The sequence below is a fragment of the Flavobacterium sp. 90 genome (assembly GCF_004339525.1).
Classification (GTDB): domain Bacteria; phylum Bacteroidota; class Bacteroidia; order Flavobacteriales; family Flavobacteriaceae; genus Flavobacterium.
Genome location: NZ_SMGE01000001.1, coordinates 1,317,593 through 1,332,727, shown reverse-complemented (window position 1 = coordinate 1,332,727; position 15,135 = coordinate 1,317,593). Strand labels below are relative to the sequence as shown.

The following is a 15,135-nucleotide window of genomic DNA, read 5'->3' as shown; positions in this document are numbered from 1 at the left end:
ATGTTTAAAAAAGATAATTGGGATGAAATTTTACAGGCTTTAACAGCCAATGTTTTCAGGACAGTTCTAACTGCTTTTGGGGTATTTTGGGGTATATTTATTTTAGTAATATTACTTGCTGCAGGAAAAGGTCTTGAGAATGGTGTAAAAAGAGGTTTTGACGGAATCGCGACCAATACAATGTTTATGTGGAGCCAAACAACGTCTAAAGCCTATAAAGGATTGCCTAAAACGCGCCGTTATGATTTTAGAAATAGTGATGTAGCAGCTTTAAAAGCAGCTTTACCGGATTTATTATATGTTTCGCCAAGAAATCAGTTAGGAGATTTTAACGGAACTAATAATGTGGTTCGTGGTACTAAAACTTCCTCTTTTACCATTTATGGAGATTATCCGGAACTGATCAAACAGCAACCAATGGATATTATAAAAGGGCGTTTTATAAACCAACAGGATATTAATGAGAGAAGAAAAATTGCTGTAATTGGAAAAGGAGTTATTAGCGAACTTTACGGAAAAGAAGAGGAATCTATTGGAACTTACATAAAGGTAAACGGCGTTAACTTTATGGTGGTTGGAGTATATAACTCTAAACAACAGGGAGGAAATGCAGAGCAAGAACAGAAAAATATTTTTGTTCCGTTTACTACTTTTCAGCAAGCCTTTAATTATGGTGATAAAGTTGGATGGATGGCGCTTACCGCGAAAGATGAAACTTCGATTACTGCTTTAAAACCGAAAATTTTAGAATTGATTAAATCGTTACATTCTATTAATCCTGCAGATGATCGTGCAGTTGGAAATTTCGATTTATATGAGCAATTCAACAAAGTACAAAGTTTGTTCACGATCTTAACAATTATCGCATACTTTGTTGGATCATTAGTTTTAATTTCGGGAGTAATTGGTATTTCAAATATCATGCTTATTGTAGTTAAAGAGCGTACAAAAGAAATTGGAATTCGTAGAGCTTTAGGAGCAACTCCGGCCGCTATTCGAGGACAAATTTTATCTGAATCTATATTTTTAACTATTATTTCGGGAATGTTGGGTATTGCCGTCGCCACCGGAATTATTGCTCTTTTGAATATTGCATTAGCTTCTATGCCACAAGACAGCAGTACTATGTTTGCGAATCCAAGTGTTGACTTAAGAGTTGTATTTGTAGCTTTATTAATATTAGTAGGATCTGGTTTGCTGGCAGGATTTATTCCGGCTCAAACCGCAATTAATGTGAAGCCGGTAGATGCTTTACGATCAGAATAAATTATCAATCAAAAATAATCGATTAAACCAAAAACAAAATGAAAAAAGGAGTAACTGTAACCATTTTAATTTTTATTGCTTTAGTTTTTTTTGGCGCACTTTACTATTTGTATGCTAAAAATCAAGAGTCGCCAATTGTCTTTAAAACGGAGAAAGCAGAAATTAAAACGATCGTAAAAAATACAATCGCAACAGGTAATATTCAGCCGGATGAAGAGGTCCTAATCAAACCTAATATCTCTGGAATTATTGAAGAAGTGTATATCAAAGCCGGTCAAAAAATTAAGGCTGGAGATATGATTGCGAAGATTAGAGTTGTAGCAAACGTTTCTAATGTGAGTTCTACTCAAAACCAAGTGCAAACGGCTAAGATTGCTTTAGACAATCAGGAAAAAATCTATAAAAGACAAAAAACTTTGTTTGAAAAAGAAGTTATTTCTGCCAATGATTTTGATGCAGCACAATTAGCTTACACACAAGCGAAACAAAACTATATTGCGGCAAGACAAAGTTTAGATATCGTAAAAACAGGAACAACAACATCATTAGGAAGTTATGCAAATACCCTAATTCGTTCAACTGTAAACGGAATGGTTTTGGCCGTTCCTGTAAAAGTTGGAAACCAGGTTATTGAAAGTAATAACTTTAACGAAGGAACTACAATTGCTAGTGTTGCAGATGTTGGAAGAATGATTTTTATTGGAAAAATTGACGAATCTGAAGTTGGAAAAATAAAAGTTCAAATGCCAATTGAGATTACAATTGGAGCAATTGAAAATAAAAAATTTGAAGCTCGTTTGACTGATATTGCACCAAAAGGTGTAGTAGAAAATGGTGCAATTCAATTTGAAATCAAAGCTTCTTTAGAAAATAGAGATGCAACTTTTATCAGAGCAGGATTAAGTGCAAATGCTTCAATTATATTAGAAAAAGCAGATAAAGTTTTGGCTATCAAAGAATCTTTGGTTCAGTTTGATAAGAAAACTCAAAAACCATATGTTGAAATCGAAACAGTTCCTCAAAAGTTTGAAAGAAAAGATCTTGTATTAGGAGTTAGCGATGGAATTTATGTTCAGGTTAAAAGTGGTATCAAAAACACCGATAAAATTAAAATCTGGAATCAGGGTTTAATTAGTGAAGGTGAAAAAAAATAATCTGAAATTGTAAGGTTTTTTTGGTTTTAAAAAATGTTAAATTTGCGTAGTCATTTACTATGCTTTGATTCAAAATATATGAAAATAAATAAATATAATAGTCTTGTTTTTGCAATGTTATTCGGGTTCGGACTTTCGGGCCATGCACAATCAAAACAATGGACTTTAGAAGAATGCGTGCGTTATGCATTGGATAATAATATCACAATAAAGTTATCAGAGTTAGATGTACAAAATGCTGATATTGATAAAAAAGATGCTTTTGGTAAATATCTTCCATCAGTAAGTGGTAGCGCTTCACACTCCTGGAATATTGGTTTGAACCAGGATGTTACAACAGGTCTTTTGCGTAATCAGACCACTCAATATTCTTCTGTAGGTTTAAATGCAGGAGTTGATATTTACAAAGGTTTGCAAAATCAAAATACATATCGAAGAACTAAATTGTCTATTATTGCGTCACAATATCAATTGCTGAAAATGCAAGAAGATATTTCACTGAATGTTGCCAATGCTTTTCTTCAGATTTTATCTTATAAAGAAGAATTAAAAGTAAAAAAAGAGCAATTAACGATTGATGAAAAACGTTTGGCTCGTTCTGAAGAAATGGTAAGCGCCGGGACAATTCCAAGAGGAGATTTGTATGATCTAAAAGCGACTATTGCAACAGATCAACAAGGAATTACGGTTTCAGAGAATAACTTATTGATTTCGAAATTAAGTTTAGCACAGCTTTTACAGCTAAAAGAATTTGCTGATTTTGACGTAGTCGATGACACAAACGCGAAAGATGAAAATAATATCATGGCACAAAGTCCAATTGATATTTATAATAAAGCAAAAGAAACAAGAACAGAATTAAAACTGGCACAAACTAATCTTGAAATTGCTCAGAAAAATGTTGCTATTGCAAAAGGAGCTTATCAGCCAAGACTTACTGGTTTTTATGGTTTTAATACAAGAGCAAGTTACAGTGATCAGGTTAAATTTGATGCAAATAATCAACCTTATACTATAGGTCCGGCACCAGTATTCCAACAGTTTAGTGATAACAAAGGACATAATTTTGGATTAGACTTGCAAATCCCTATTTTTAATGGATTTTCAGTTAGAAATAATGTAGAGCGCAATAAAGTAAGTTTAGAGAAATCTAAAATAGATTTAGAACAAAAAAGTTTAGATTTGCAACGTAATGTTTATACTGCTTTTACAAATGCAAAAGGAGCTTTAAATACGTTTGAATCTTCAACAGTAACATTAGAAGCAAGACAACAAGCTTATAATTATGCTAAAGAAAAGTATGATGTAGGTTTAATGAATTCTTTTGATTTTACACAGGCTCAGACATTATTGACGAATGCGCAATCTGACGTTATCAGAACAAAATACGATTATATATTTAAAATAAAGATACTTGAATTCTATTTTGGAATTCCAATTGTCCCGATTATCAAAAAATAGTTATATGAAAAAAAAGACGGTTTATTTCTTAGTAGGCGGAGCGCTGGTTGTTATTTTTGCTTTAGTTGGACTTTCGAAATCGGGAGTAATAGGAAATAAGGATGAAGGTAAAGAAGTTGAAGTTTCAAAAGTGATGGCTTCCACGATTGTCGAAACAGTTTCGGCAACGGGTAAAATTCAGCCGGAAATTGAGGTAAAACTTTCTTCAATGGTTTCGGGTGAAATTATTGCATTAAATGTAAAAGAAGGTCAGGTTGTAAAAAAAGGTGATTTATTAGTTAAGATAAATCCTGATTTGTATACTTCAGGATTGGAAAGATCTGTTGCGAATTTATCTGGTACAAAAGCAGGTTTAACACAATCTGAAGCAAGTTATAGAGAAGCCAAAGCCAGTTATGAGCGTAACAAAACGCTGTATGACAAAGGTGTAATTTCAAAATCAGATTGGGATAAATCGGTTTCGACTTATGAAGTAGCAAAAGCGACTAAGCAAAGCTCTTATTATAATGTTCAAAGTGCATCAGCATCTGTAACAGAAGCCAAAGATAATCTTGGACGTACATTAATTTATGCTCCTGCAGACGGAACAATTTCAGTATTGAATGTTGAATTAGGAGAGCGTGTTTTAGGAACACAACAAATGGCAGGAACAGAGCTTTTGAGAGTGGCAAACCTAAACAACATGGAAGTTGAAGTTGATGTAAACGAAAATGATATTGTTAAAGTAAAAATTGGAGATGAAGCTAATGTTGAAGTAGATGCTTATTTGAAAAAGAAATTTAGAGGGACTGTAACCAGTATTTCTAATTCGGCAAGTACAGCTTTGACATCAGATCAGGTAACTAATTTTAAGGTTAAAGTTCGTATTTTAAAAGAATCCTATCAGGATCTATTAGAAGGACAGCCAAGTACATATTCACCGTTCAGACCTGGAATGACAGCTACTGTTGATATTATTACAAGAACTAAAAACAATGTTTTGGCAGTGCCAATTAGTTCTGTTGTAGTAAAATCTGATACAACTGCTGTAAAAGATTTTAAAGTAGAAGATCCTAATGAAGACAAAAAAACAGCTCCAAAAAGCGATAAGAAATTTGAATGCGTTTTTGTAAAAGTTGGAGATAAAGCTAAAATCAGAATCATTAAAACCGGTATTCAGGACGATACAAATATCGAAGTAATGTCAGGTTTAAAATCGGGTGATGTTGTAATTACCGGACCATATACTACGGTTTCTAAAGATTTGAATTCTGGTGATAAAGTGAAGCTTAAAAAAGCAGACACAGCTAAGAAATAATTTGAAATTTTAGTATTTATGGTTTCATTATGTGGAAGTCCGCCAGCTGGTTTTTTTGAATCCATCGGGATTGGATTTATTTTAGTAATAGTATTTCTGTTTTTTACTCATTATAAAGCATATAAAACGGAGTATTATAATGAAGAATATGTTTATTTTTCTGCTGGAAAAAAAGCTTTAATTTACTTAGGTTTTTTGGCAATAAATTTATGTATTATTCCTTTGTTGCTTATAGTATGTGTTTTTCTTTATGCAGGAATTTCTAAGTAATTTTTTTTAAATAATTAAATATAAATACATTGTCTTTTATTCTCAATATCGAAACGGCTACGAAAAATTGTTCAGTATCTATTGCTAAAAATGGTGAAACCATTATTTGCAAGGAAATTGCCGAAGAAGGCTATTCGCATGCCGAAAAACTCCATGTTTTTATTGAAGATGTAATAGAAGCTTCCGGAATAAATGTTCAAGATTTAACTGCAATTGCAGTAAGTCAGGGTCCCGGATCATATACGGGATTAAGAATTGGAGTTTCGGCAGCAAAAGGATTATGTTTTGCATTAAATCTTCCGTTGATTGCAGTTGATACATTGCAAACTTTAGCTTCTCAGGCTAATGTTTCTGATGGAAAAATAATTCCAATGCTGGATGCCAGAAGAATGGAAGTTTACAGTGAAGTTTTTACTGCAAATCTGGAAGTTGAAAGAGCAATTCAGGCAGAGGTTATTACAGAAGAATCTTTTGCAGAATATACTGATGTAGTTTACTTCGTTGGCGATTGTGCAGATAAATGTAAACCCGTTTTAACGAAAGAGAACTTTGTTTTTTTGGAAGATATAAAATACCCTTCGGCTTCGGCAATGAGTAAAATCAGCTATGATAAATATCAAAAAAGCGACACTGTAGATGTCGCTTATTTTGAACCGTATTATTTAAAAGATTTTATGATGACGTTGCCATCTAAAAAACAATAAATCAATTTTATTTTTGAAGTGTAAAAGGTTGGATTTTGATTCCAGCCTCGTCAAGTGCAGCTTTGCAATTTTCTAAAGTCTCTGAAAAAACAGAACCATAATTCACATTTTTAGCCCAAGGTCGAACTGCAAATTCAACAGAACTAGCTGTTAAGTTTTTTACGAAAACCTCTGGAGCCGGTTTTTTAAGTACTTTAGGATTTGAGTTTAAAACATTCAATAGAATCTCTTTTGCTTTTTTGATATCAGAATCATAAGAAACTGCAAAAGTCAAATCTGCTCTTCTTTCTCCCTGCATTGAATAGTTAATAATCGTTCCGTTTGATAAAGCACCATTTGGTACAAAAACAGTTTGATTATTGGCGGTAAGCATTTTGGTAACAAAAATTTGAATTTCTAATACCGTTGCAATTACACCTTGCGATTCGATAGTATCTCCAACTTTAAAAGGTTTGAAAACGATAATTAACATTCCTCCGGCAAAGTTAGAAAGCGAACCTTGTAAAGACAAACCAACTGCAAGTCCCATGGCTCCTAAAATAGCAACAAACGAAGAAGTCTCGATTCCAAGTTTTGAAATAAAAGTAACAAACAATAAAATTCGAAGTGCCCATATTAAAATATCCGAAAGGAATTTTGTTAAAGTGGGATCTAGATTTCTTTGAATCATTACCTTGGTAATAATTTTATTGATCAATCTGATGGCATAAATACCAACAAATAAAATTAGGAATGCCGAAATTAATTTAGGCGAATAATCAACTAATACGTCAATGAATTTTGCGGCGTAATTGCTAAGTTGTTCTGGACTCATCATGTTTTATAGAATAAAAAAACCTTCTCAAAAGAGAAGGTACATTAGTGGTACAAATATAAAGATATTTCTTCTATAAGAAAAATAAGGATCTATTCCTTGTCTCCAGTTTCATCAACAATTTTATCCGTTGCATCTTCAGTTTTTTCAGCAGCATCAACTACAGTTTCAGAGGCAACTGTTTTAGTTTCTTGAGTAAGATCACCAGCTTTTTCTTTTACCGTGTCAATTACGTCACTTATTGAATCAGATGCTTTCTCTACATATTCGCTCACAATATCTTTTGCCTGATGTGCATATTCTACAGCGCTGTCAAGTATTGGTTCCGAAGCTTCTTTGGCTTTTGCGATAGTTTCTTCTGCAAAAGTTTCTGCTTTTTCTACATAAGGTGCAGCAGCTTCTTTAGCTTGTTCAATAGTAGTTTCTGCCTGATTTGCTAAATCTGTAGCGGTTTCTTTGGCTGAGCCAAATAAATTTTTGAAAAATGATGATACTCCCATAGTTTGAAATTTGATTTGTTAAGAATACAATATTAAATCATTTTTACAAGAATTGTAGTGTTATTGTTAAAATAATTTACTGATAGTAAATAAGATATATAAAAAAAGCGTCTACATTGGCAGACGCTTTTCTTTTATGTAAGATGTAATATTATGCGTTTAAAGCTTCTACTTTAATAGCTTCATCATTTAGCATGCTTTTTAGCATATTTTCGATTCCGCTTTTTAGAGTAAAAGTAGATGACGGACAACCACTGCAAGCTCCTTGCAGAATTACTTTTACTGTTTTGTCGTTTTCATTATAAGAATCAAAAGCAATATTTCCACCGTCAGCAGCAACTGCAGGTTTTACGTATTCTTCTAAGATATTGATAATTTGTTGAGAAGTAACATCTAGTTTGTCAAATGCTTCATCTTTAGTAATGTCATTTTTAGTAGCAACTTCAATTAAAGTTTCATCTAAAACAGTTCCTCCATTTTCGATAAATTGTTTGATGAAAGATCTAACTTCTAAAGTAATTTCATCCCAATTATTAATGTCATATTTAGTTACCGAAATATAATTTTCATCAATAAAAACCTCTTTTACATAAGGAAATTTGAATAATTCTTTTGCTAAAGGAGAAGAAGCAGTTTGATCGATGTTTTTGTATTCTACAGCGTTTCTGGTCAACATTCTGCTCACTACAAATTTTAAAGCAGCAGGATTTGGAGTTGTTTCTCCGTAAACTGTTATAGGCTGTTTTTTTGTGGTAGTTTCGTCTACTTTTATGATAACGCCACCTTTGTCAACGAATGCTGTAATTTGTTCAGCAACAGAGTCTTTAACGTCATCCCATTCTACAATACTGTATCTTTCGATAGCGATAAAGTTTCCGGAAATATAAACTGTTTTTACAAACGGAAGATAGAATAATTGTTGTGCTAATGGAGATGCTTGCGCTTCATCGATATTTTTGAACTCAAAACTTTGATTTTGTGTTATGAAATCTTCAAATTCAAACTTTAGGATTGTTGGATTTTGAGTTTCCTTTATGGTGATTTTTGTCATGATTTGTAAATTTTTACAAATTTAGTAAACTTATTTTCTACTAATACCTATATTTGATTTTTTAATAAAATAATTAAGACTCTTTTCAAATAAATCGTATTAAATTATAGGAGTCAAAAATATAAGTAAACAAAATTGCCTTTATGAAATTTAGAATCAAGGTTTTATTCATTTTTTTTATTACATCGTTTTATTCTTATTCACAAGAGGGGATTCCGGTTTATTCAGATTATTTATCAGACAATTACTATTTAATTCATCCGTCAATGGCGGGAGCTGCAAATTGTACAAAAATAAGATTGACTGCAAGAAAGCAATGGTTTGGTCAGGAAGATGCACCATCACTTCAAACTTTAAGCATGAACGGAAGAATTGGAGAAAGATCAGGTGCTGGTATTATCCTGTTTAATGATAAAAATGGTTACCATTCTCAAAAAGGTGTAAAAGTTACTTATGCGCATCATATTATGTTCTCTAGAGACGAAGTAGATTTAAATCAACTTTCGTTTGGTATAAATGCAGGTTTGATTCAAAATCAATTAGACGAAACTACATTTGGTGGAACTTTTGACCCAATTGTTTATGGTCAGATTCAAAAAGATTCTTACTTCAATGTCGATGTTGGAGCTTCTTATAATTACTTAGATTTTTATGCTCATGCAACTGTTCAGGGTATATTAGAAACCAGAAGAGATATTTACACAGATTATGAAAGTGATAACTTAAGAAAGTATCTACTTAGCGCTGGTTATGTTTTTGGAAAAAGAGAAAATATTACCTGGGAACCTTCTATTTTGTTTCAACTATTTGACAAAACAAAACAGAAATCTATCGATTTAAACATGAAAGCCTATAAAAACATGGATTTTGGAAGTTTATGGGCTGCATTATCTTATAGAAGAAGTTTTGACGGTGCGCAATATAGAAGCGGAAGTGGAGTTGCATCTCAAAAATTACAATATTTTACGCCTATTATTGGAGTAAATTTTAATAATTTCATGTTTGCTTATACGTATTCTCAAGTTGTAGGCGATGTAAAATTTGACACTGGTGGTTATCATCAGGTTACTTTGGGAATTAATTTATTTTGTAAAAGAGAACGTTACGACTGTAATTGTCCTGCTATTAATTAAATCAATTTTATGTTAATCAAATCTGTAAACGGAAAAACTCCTCAAATTCCTGAGGATTGTTATGTTGCTGAAAACGCTACTATTATTGGCGATGTTACTTTTGGAGATTCATGTAGTGTTTGGTTTAACGCGGTAATCCGTGGCGATGTTCACTTTATCAAAATCGGGAACAAAGTTAATATTCAAGACGGAGCGATTATACACTGCACGTATCAAAAACATCCTACTATAATTGGTAATAATGTTTCAATAGGACATAATGCAATTGTACACGGTTGTACGGTTCATGACAATGTTTTAATAGGAATGGGCGCAATTGTAATGGATAATTGTGTGATAGAAAGTAATTCTATTATTGCAGCCGGAGCAGTTATCACACAAAATACCGTTGTAACTTCCGGAAGTATTTATGCGGGCGTTCCTGCCAAAAAAGTAAAAGATATTGATCAATCTGATTTTGCAGGCGAAATCGAGCGTATTTCAAATAATTATGTAATGTATTCCGGATGGCTTAAAAACGAAGAATAAGCTATAAATAATTCAATAAAAAAAATCCAAATTCCAATCGTTGTCGAGCAATATTGGAATTTGGATTTTTTTTTAATTGGAATTTAAAACACTATAAATTGATTCTTTCGAAGAAAGCATTCTTGTAGCTTTCGCTAATTGGAATACGTTTATCACTAATCAAAACTTTATTTTTCTGAATTGATTTTACATGTTTTATATTGATGATATAAGACCTGTGAATTCTTGAAAATCCTTTGCTGGAAAGTAAGTTTTCTAACTTAATTAAACTAATTAAGGTTAGCGTGAATTTATTGTCTGTGGTATAAATTTTTACATAATCTTTTAAACCTTCTATAAATAGAATATCCGAAAAATTCATTTTTACGTTTTCATATTCAGCTCTTACAAACATAAAATCCTGTTCTAATTCCGGAGCAGTTGTATTTTCTGAAATGGCTTGGGTAGAAGCAGTCGGATTTAAAATTTGCTGTGCTCTTACAACTGATTTTAAAAAACGATGAAACGGAATTGGTTTTACTAAATAATCAACAGCACCAAGATTAAATCCTTCAACAGCATAATCAGAATAAGCCGTTGTGAATATAATTAAAGGCTTTTTTTCGATTGTATTTAAAAAATCTATACCAGAGAAATGTGGCATCTGAATGTCTAAAAAAATCAAATCGACATTGTTTTGATTGATAAAAGAAACAGCATCAATCGCATTATTAAAAGTACTGACCAATTCGAGAGAATCTATTTTTCGAACAAAATCTTCTAATAATTCAACCGCTAAAGGTTCATCGTCTATAATTACACATTTCATCTTGTTGGAGATTAAATTTTAAAAAGTCTTGTTTTGATGCTCAAAAGTAGTTTTAAACCAATGAATTAAGTTTTAAAGTTTTCATAAAAAACAAAATTCATTTTTAAATTATGCTTTTACTGTAATGGTTTTGCTTAATGTATAACCATCTGTCAAATTCCCTGTTAAAGTTGCTAATTCATCGGATAAACTATCAGAGAAAACATTGTCTTTTGTATTCGAAGTATCGGCTTGACCGTGAGAAGCATAATTTGTGCTTGAATATACTTCGCTTGAAACAGTTTCCGGAAAAGCAATTTGTGTTACCAATAATGATGTGCCACTCGTCGTTAGTACTTCAACATGCACGTGTGGCGCTCTGCCTTGATACCAGCCCGGGAAAATAGAAAGAAACGAAACTTCTCCTTTTGAATTTGTGGTTTGTCTGCCTCTTAAAAAATGTACAGAAGTATAATCTGTTTGCTGCATCGAAGTGCCTCCATATTCAGAATAATTTCCGTCTTTATCACAATGCCAAACGTCAACAAAAACATTTTCCAGCGGAGAACAGTTGTTGGTTTTATTTTCGATAATAAGATTAATTAGTAAAGCGATACCAATTCGATCAGATTTGATATTTTCTAGTACCAGTTGACTTGGTGTTTTAATCGGGAAAGGACCTTTAGTTTCGGCAGGAGAAACGGTGCAGCTTCCATCGCCGGATGAATTTGTATCAGTGTTGTCGTTATCACTTTTAGAACATGATTCTAATAATTTTGTAGCTGTTGCCAAAGATGCAATTCCTAATATACTATTTCTAATGAATTTTTTTCTGTCCATGATAGAGTGGTGTTTAATTGATTGTGTTTTGAATTTCGTCTAATTTTAAATTCAGATGCACACGATAAAAATCGTTGTCTTGTGTGATGTTGAGTTCGTGCGCATCTGGATAAAGTAAATCCAATCGGTTTTGAATATTCACTAATCCAATTCCTGAATTTTCAGGATCTTTCAGATAGTTTTCAATGGTGTTTTCGATCCAAAAATCAAGACTGTTGTTCAGGATAAAAATTTTAATTTTTACGTGAGCTGCTCCTTTATAATCAGTTCCGTATTTAAAGGCATTTTCAACAAATGAAATCAATAACAAAGGCTCAATAAATTTGTTTTTTGTATCACCATGAACATTGATTACAATGTCTTCGATGTTGTTGAGTCTTAGCTTTTGTAATTCGATGTAATTTTGAATGTAATTGATTTCTTTTTCCAAAGCCACCGTTTTATTATCTGTTTCATAAAGCATATAACGCATTAATTCAGATAATGTCACGATGGCATCGGGGACCAAATCAGATTTTTTGTGAGCCAAAGAATAAATACTATTTAACGAATTGAATAAAAAATGCGGATTGGTTTGTTTGCGCAAATAAATCAATTCAGTATTGGTTCGATGAGTCTCGGCAATAAGTTTGTTTTGTTGGTTGTTATAAAATTCTGTCAGCGTTCTGATCGCTGCGCTTATTGTAATGATTAAAATATAGAAAAGCGATGGGCCAATTTTAAAAAACAGTGGTTGTCTGGTTGCCATTATTCCTCTTATTCTAGGTCCTTTATACATCAATTTCAACTCTTCCGGCGGAATCATTCTAGGTCTGATATGTTTAAATTCAGGAATAAAATAATTGATTCTGATGATCATGAAAGCAGCAATCAGAATAACAACAAACGTAAAATATAACCAGTATTTTTTTTGCAAAAGCAAGGCTGGAACCAAGTAAAAATAGTTCAGATAAAACAATACAATTCCAGTGACCCATTGTACGTAGAAGTCATTATTGATACGAAACGGACTTTCATAAAACTGAATCAAAGATGTCAGAATAAAGAAAACCCATATCATACAATGGAATAAAATTTTATTAGAACTCGTATTTTTAATGGTATCTATTTTCATTTATAATTTTATTTTTAATAAAATTAAATCATTTTTTGTTACCGTTGGCGATATATGTTCATTGAGTTTGTCAACTACTAAATGTGCCACTTTTAATGCATCATCTTCTGTCGAAAAGCTTTTAGAATCAATTATCACCGGTATTATAGATTGCTTAATTATGATTTTACTTTTATAAGCAATTGAATATCCCCAACCGGATTTTGTTTTGAAAGATTCTGTTTTAAAAGTTTCATTTTTTGAGCAGGCAACAAATTGCAAAACAAGTAAAAGAAACAGTAAATTCTTCTGGATTTTGGCCCAGAAGAATTTTATTTGAGTATTAATTATCATCATCATTTTGCGCATCCAAAGGTTTAAATTCCCAAGCATCATCAAAGTAAGTTGAACCTATTCTTCCTAACATATAAAAGCCACGGTTGTTGATCGCAAATCCTACAGCATCTGATCTTGTAGCGCCTTCCATAGGAGTTCTTTCTGTCCAAAGGTCTGTTGACGGAATGTATTCCCAAACCGTTTTGATGCTTTCACCACCTACAATATATCCCAATCCATTCATAGAAAAACTAGAAGCATTTGCACGAACAATTGCATATTCGTCATTGTAAGTTGGGTCATCATCTGTGTCTTTATCGACATCACGTTTTCTGGTCCAAACATCAGTTGATGGATCAAATTCCCAAAAATCTTCCTGATAAACTCCATTGTTTATTCCCGTTACCAAATACGCTTTAGTATCAATTACAAATACAGTAGCATTACGTCTTTTGTTCCCACTAAATCCGTTAACAAGAGTCCAGGTGTTTGCCTGATCGTCGTATTGATAAAAATCTTTTAGATAATTTCCGTCATAACCAGTTCCAAAATAAGCTTTTCCACCTACTTGAAAACCTACTGCGCCATAACGGCCAGTTCCTCCAAAATCAGTTTTTTGAGTCCAGCTATTGCTTGTTGGATCGTATTGATAAAAATCTTTCAGCTTATTGGTTCCATCGTAACCCAAACCAACATATCCTTTTCCGTTAAGTGCAAAACTTGAAGCAGAACTTCTTCCTACTCCGGCAAAATCGGCTTTTTGTTCCCAATAATCACCGTTAGAATTGTATGCCCATAAATCTTTTAAATATACATCTCCAGTATAACCGGCCGCTACATAAGCATAATCTCCTATGACAAAACTAGTCGCACTAGATCTTGCAGGTCCATCAAATGCAGATTTTTTAATCCAGTTTCCTACCAAATCTTCATCTTCATCATCATGACTACAGCCTATAAAAAAGAGACTCGAAAACAGCGCCGCGAATAATATTCCTTTTTTTAAATTATTCATAAGTGTATTAAATTTATTTATTGTTTGTATTTGATCCCAATACCCAGAATATACCCATTGCCAGTGTTGAAATCATAGATTCTGTGATTATCATTATCGAGCAGGTTATATTTTTTGTTAAAGTCATATCCGGCTTTAAAATTTAGAAACCAGTTTTTTGTAACATTTCTTTCGTACTCAAAAGCCGAAGTCATTTGCGATAAACTAGCTTTTGTTGCATTTTCATACGAGCTGTTTGGAGTGTCTAAATGATAAAAACTTCCGTTAAAACTATTCGTTAAACTGAATTTGTTTCGAATGTTATTTGAATACGAAATATTCGAATCCGGAAAACCAATCAATGCATTACTATGCTCGTTTATTTGATAGTTTATCGATAAAGTCGGAATGAATTTAGCATAACCAAAAATGGCTGTTCTCGCGACTCCAAGTTTAATATTTGTCTTTGAACTTAATTGCTGGCTAATATCAAAACTTCCAAAAAGTAAAAAATCAGAAGCATCTAAGTTTCGCTGAAAATTTACCGAAGGTGTAATGGCTAATTCAAATTTTGTTGTCTTTGAAACTTCATGTTTGATTTCAAACGTGTTTTGAATTTTGTTGAATTGATCCAGATCTTCAACATTATTAAAGCTGCCTAATTCATAATTTACTTTCAAACTTGAATATTCTAATGTATTTGTTATTTGGTTTTTGGCATTTATTTTTGTGTTGAACAAAACTCCAATACTACTTTCGTTAAAATCAATTTTATCCGTTGGTTCTGTTTTCAAATTCATATTTACTGAAAAATTTTCCTGTGCTTTCATACTGAAAAATGAAATTGAAAAAATAGAACAAATTAAAAACCTTGTTTTCATTGCATATTTATTGGTTCAAAAGTAGG

At 32.3% G+C, this 15,135-nt stretch carries 17 protein-coding genes; 8 read left to right on the top strand and 9 right to left on the bottom strand.

Annotated features, from left to right (window positions below; all coding sequences use genetic code 11):
- The 6 genes from C8C83_RS05370 to tsaB all read left to right on the top strand — a co-directional run bounded on the left by C8C83_RS05370 (nt 1) and on the right by tsaB (nt 6,152).
- A complete protein-coding gene (locus tag C8C83_RS05370; RefSeq protein ID WP_121326796.1) occupies nt 1-1,266 on the top strand; it encodes an ABC transporter permease in 1,266 nt (421 codons plus the stop codon).
- Nucleotides 1,267-1,304: 38 nt separating this feature from the next.
- Nucleotides 1,305-2,420, top strand: coding sequence for an efflux RND transporter periplasmic adaptor subunit (locus C8C83_RS05365; RefSeq protein WP_121326794.1), 1,116 nt, complete (start codon nt 1,305-1,307; stop codon nt 2,418-2,420).
- Nucleotides 2,421-2,498: 78 nt separating this feature from the next.
- Complete coding sequence (locus tag C8C83_RS05360) at nt 2,499-3,881, top strand: TolC family protein (RefSeq protein WP_121326792.1); 1,383 nt, start codon at nt 2,499-2,501, stop codon at nt 3,879-3,881.
- A gap of 4 nt (nt 3,882-3,885) precedes the next feature.
- Nucleotides 3,886-5,178 (top strand): efflux RND transporter periplasmic adaptor subunit, encoded by a 1,293-nt coding sequence (locus C8C83_RS05355; RefSeq protein ID WP_121326790.1) that lies wholly within the window; start codon nt 3,886-3,888, stop codon nt 5,176-5,178.
- Between the two features lie 18 nt (nt 5,179-5,196).
- The gene (locus C8C83_RS05350; protein WP_121326788.1) at nt 5,197-5,448 is read left to right on the top strand and encodes a hypothetical protein; all 252 of its coding nucleotides are present in this window, start codon (nt 5,197-5,199) and stop codon (nt 5,446-5,448) included.
- Between the two features lie 29 nt (nt 5,449-5,477).
- Complete coding sequence (tsaB, locus tag C8C83_RS05345) at nt 5,478-6,152, top strand: tRNA (adenosine(37)-N6)-threonylcarbamoyltransferase complex dimerization subunit type 1 TsaB (protein ID WP_121326786.1); 675 nt, start codon at nt 5,478-5,480, stop codon at nt 6,150-6,152.
- Between the two features lie 7 nt (nt 6,153-6,159).
- On the opposite strand, the gene C8C83_RS05340 is transcribed toward tsaB, so the two are convergent.
- The 3 genes from C8C83_RS05340 to C8C83_RS05330 all read right to left on the bottom strand — a co-directional run bounded on the left by C8C83_RS05340 (nt 6,160) and on the right by C8C83_RS05330 (nt 8,517).
- A complete protein-coding gene (locus tag C8C83_RS05340; protein WP_121326784.1) occupies nt 6,160-6,969 on the bottom strand; it encodes a mechanosensitive ion channel domain-containing protein in 810 nt (269 codons plus the stop codon).
- A gap of 89 nt (nt 6,970-7,058) precedes the next feature.
- Entirely contained in the window at nt 7,059-7,466 is a 408-nt protein-coding gene (locus C8C83_RS05335) for a YtxH domain-containing protein (RefSeq protein ID WP_121326782.1), read from the bottom strand.
- Between the two features lie 151 nt (nt 7,467-7,617).
- Nucleotides 7,618-8,517, bottom strand: a complete 900-nt coding sequence (locus tag C8C83_RS05330; protein WP_121326780.1) for a NifU family protein — start codon at nt 8,515-8,517, stop codon at nt 7,618-7,620.
- A gap of 143 nt (nt 8,518-8,660) precedes the next feature.
- Here C8C83_RS05330 and C8C83_RS05325 point away from each other — a divergent pair, with 143 nt between their 5' ends.
- Together C8C83_RS05325 and C8C83_RS05320 are read left to right on the top strand one after the other, a co-directional pair.
- Nucleotides 8,661-9,650 (top strand): type IX secretion system membrane protein PorP/SprF, encoded by a 990-nt coding sequence (locus tag C8C83_RS05325; RefSeq protein WP_121326779.1) that lies wholly within the window; start codon nt 8,661-8,663, stop codon nt 9,648-9,650.
- Nucleotides 9,651-9,659: 9 nt separating this feature from the next.
- On the top strand, nt 9,660-10,178 hold the full coding sequence (locus C8C83_RS05320) for a gamma carbonic anhydrase family protein (protein WP_121326777.1): 519 nt from the start codon (nt 9,660-9,662) through the stop codon (nt 10,176-10,178).
- 91 nt (nt 10,179-10,269) lie between these two features.
- Here C8C83_RS05320 and C8C83_RS05315 read toward each other — a convergent pair whose 3' ends face one another.
- From C8C83_RS05315 to C8C83_RS05290, 6 genes are all read right to left on the bottom strand, one after another.
- Complete coding sequence (locus tag C8C83_RS05315) at nt 10,270-10,986, bottom strand: LytTR family DNA-binding domain-containing protein (protein WP_099710782.1); 717 nt, start codon at nt 10,984-10,986, stop codon at nt 10,270-10,272.
- 108 nt (nt 10,987-11,094) lie between these two features.
- Nucleotides 11,095-11,805, bottom strand: coding sequence for an intradiol ring-cleavage dioxygenase (locus C8C83_RS05310; protein ID WP_121326775.1), 711 nt, complete (start codon nt 11,803-11,805; stop codon nt 11,095-11,097).
- A gap of 13 nt (nt 11,806-11,818) precedes the next feature.
- On the bottom strand, nt 11,819-12,919 hold the full coding sequence (locus C8C83_RS05305; RefSeq protein WP_121326773.1) for a sensor histidine kinase: 1,101 nt from the start codon (nt 12,917-12,919) through the stop codon (nt 11,819-11,821).
- Nucleotides 12,920-13,258, bottom strand: coding sequence for a DUF4907 domain-containing protein (locus tag C8C83_RS05300; RefSeq protein WP_233566007.1), 339 nt, complete (start codon nt 13,256-13,258; stop codon nt 12,920-12,922). It lies immediately after the preceding gene.
- Nucleotides 13,242-14,249 (bottom strand): kelch repeat-containing protein, encoded by a 1,008-nt coding sequence (locus C8C83_RS05295; RefSeq protein ID WP_121326771.1) that lies wholly within the window; start codon nt 14,247-14,249, stop codon nt 13,242-13,244. Before C8C83_RS05295 ends, C8C83_RS05300 begins: the two co-directional genes overlap by 17 nt.
- Before the next feature lie 17 nt (nt 14,250-14,266).
- The gene (locus tag C8C83_RS05290; RefSeq protein ID WP_243653112.1) at nt 14,267-15,058 is read right to left on the bottom strand and encodes a DUF6268 family outer membrane beta-barrel protein; all 792 of its coding nucleotides are present in this window, start codon (nt 15,056-15,058) and stop codon (nt 14,267-14,269) included.
- Nucleotides 15,059-15,135 lie beyond the last annotated feature (77 nt).

What these genes read in the sequence shown, in the direction of transcription:
- C8C83_RS05370 (WP_121326796.1), top strand. Translation starts at nt 1, where the DNA reads ATGTTTAAAAAAGATAATTGGGATGAAATTTTACAGGCTTTAACAGCC.
- C8C83_RS05365 (WP_121326794.1), top strand. Translation starts at nt 1,305, where the DNA reads ATGAAAAAAGGAGTAACTGTAACCATTTTAATTTTTATTGCTTTAGTT.
- C8C83_RS05360 (WP_121326792.1), top strand. Translation starts at nt 2,499, where the DNA reads ATGAAAATAAATAAATATAATAGTCTTGTTTTTGCAATGTTATTCGGG.
- C8C83_RS05355 (WP_121326790.1), top strand. Translation starts at nt 3,886, where the DNA reads ATGAAAAAAAAGACGGTTTATTTCTTAGTAGGCGGAGCGCTGGTTGTT.
- C8C83_RS05350 (WP_121326788.1), top strand. Translation starts at nt 5,197, where the DNA reads ATGGTTTCATTATGTGGAAGTCCGCCAGCTGGTTTTTTTGAATCCATC.
- C8C83_RS05340 (WP_121326784.1), bottom strand. Translation starts at nt 6,969, where the DNA reads ATGATGAGTCCAGAACAACTTAGCAATTACGCCGCAAAATTCATTGAC.
- C8C83_RS05335 (WP_121326782.1), bottom strand. Translation starts at nt 7,466, where the DNA reads ATGGGAGTATCATCATTTTTCAAAAATTTATTTGGCTCAGCCAAAGAA.
- C8C83_RS05330 (WP_121326780.1), bottom strand. Translation starts at nt 8,517, where the DNA reads ATGACAAAAATCACCATAAAGGAAACTCAAAATCCAACAATCCTAAAG.
- C8C83_RS05325 (WP_121326779.1), top strand. Translation starts at nt 8,661, where the DNA reads ATGAAATTTAGAATCAAGGTTTTATTCATTTTTTTTATTACATCGTTT.
- C8C83_RS05320 (WP_121326777.1), top strand. Translation starts at nt 9,660, where the DNA reads ATGTTAATCAAATCTGTAAACGGAAAAACTCCTCAAATTCCTGAGGAT.
- C8C83_RS05315 (WP_099710782.1), bottom strand. Translation starts at nt 10,986, where the DNA reads ATGAAATGTGTAATTATAGACGATGAACCTTTAGCGGTTGAATTATTA.
- C8C83_RS05310 (WP_121326775.1), bottom strand. Translation starts at nt 11,805, where the DNA reads ATGGACAGAAAAAAATTCATTAGAAATAGTATATTAGGAATTGCATCT.
- C8C83_RS05305 (WP_121326773.1), bottom strand. Translation starts at nt 12,919, where the DNA reads ATGAAAATAGATACCATTAAAAATACGAGTTCTAATAAAATTTTATTC.
- C8C83_RS05300 (WP_233566007.1), bottom strand. Translation starts at nt 13,258, where the DNA reads ATGATGATGATAATTAATACTCAAATAAAATTCTTCTGGGCCAAAATC.
- C8C83_RS05295 (WP_121326771.1), bottom strand. Translation starts at nt 14,249, where the DNA reads ATGAATAATTTAAAAAAAGGAATATTATTCGCGGCGCTGTTTTCGAGT.
- C8C83_RS05290 (WP_243653112.1), bottom strand. Translation starts at nt 15,058, where the DNA reads ATGAAAGCACAGGAAAATTTTTCAGTAAATATGAATTTGAAAACAGAA.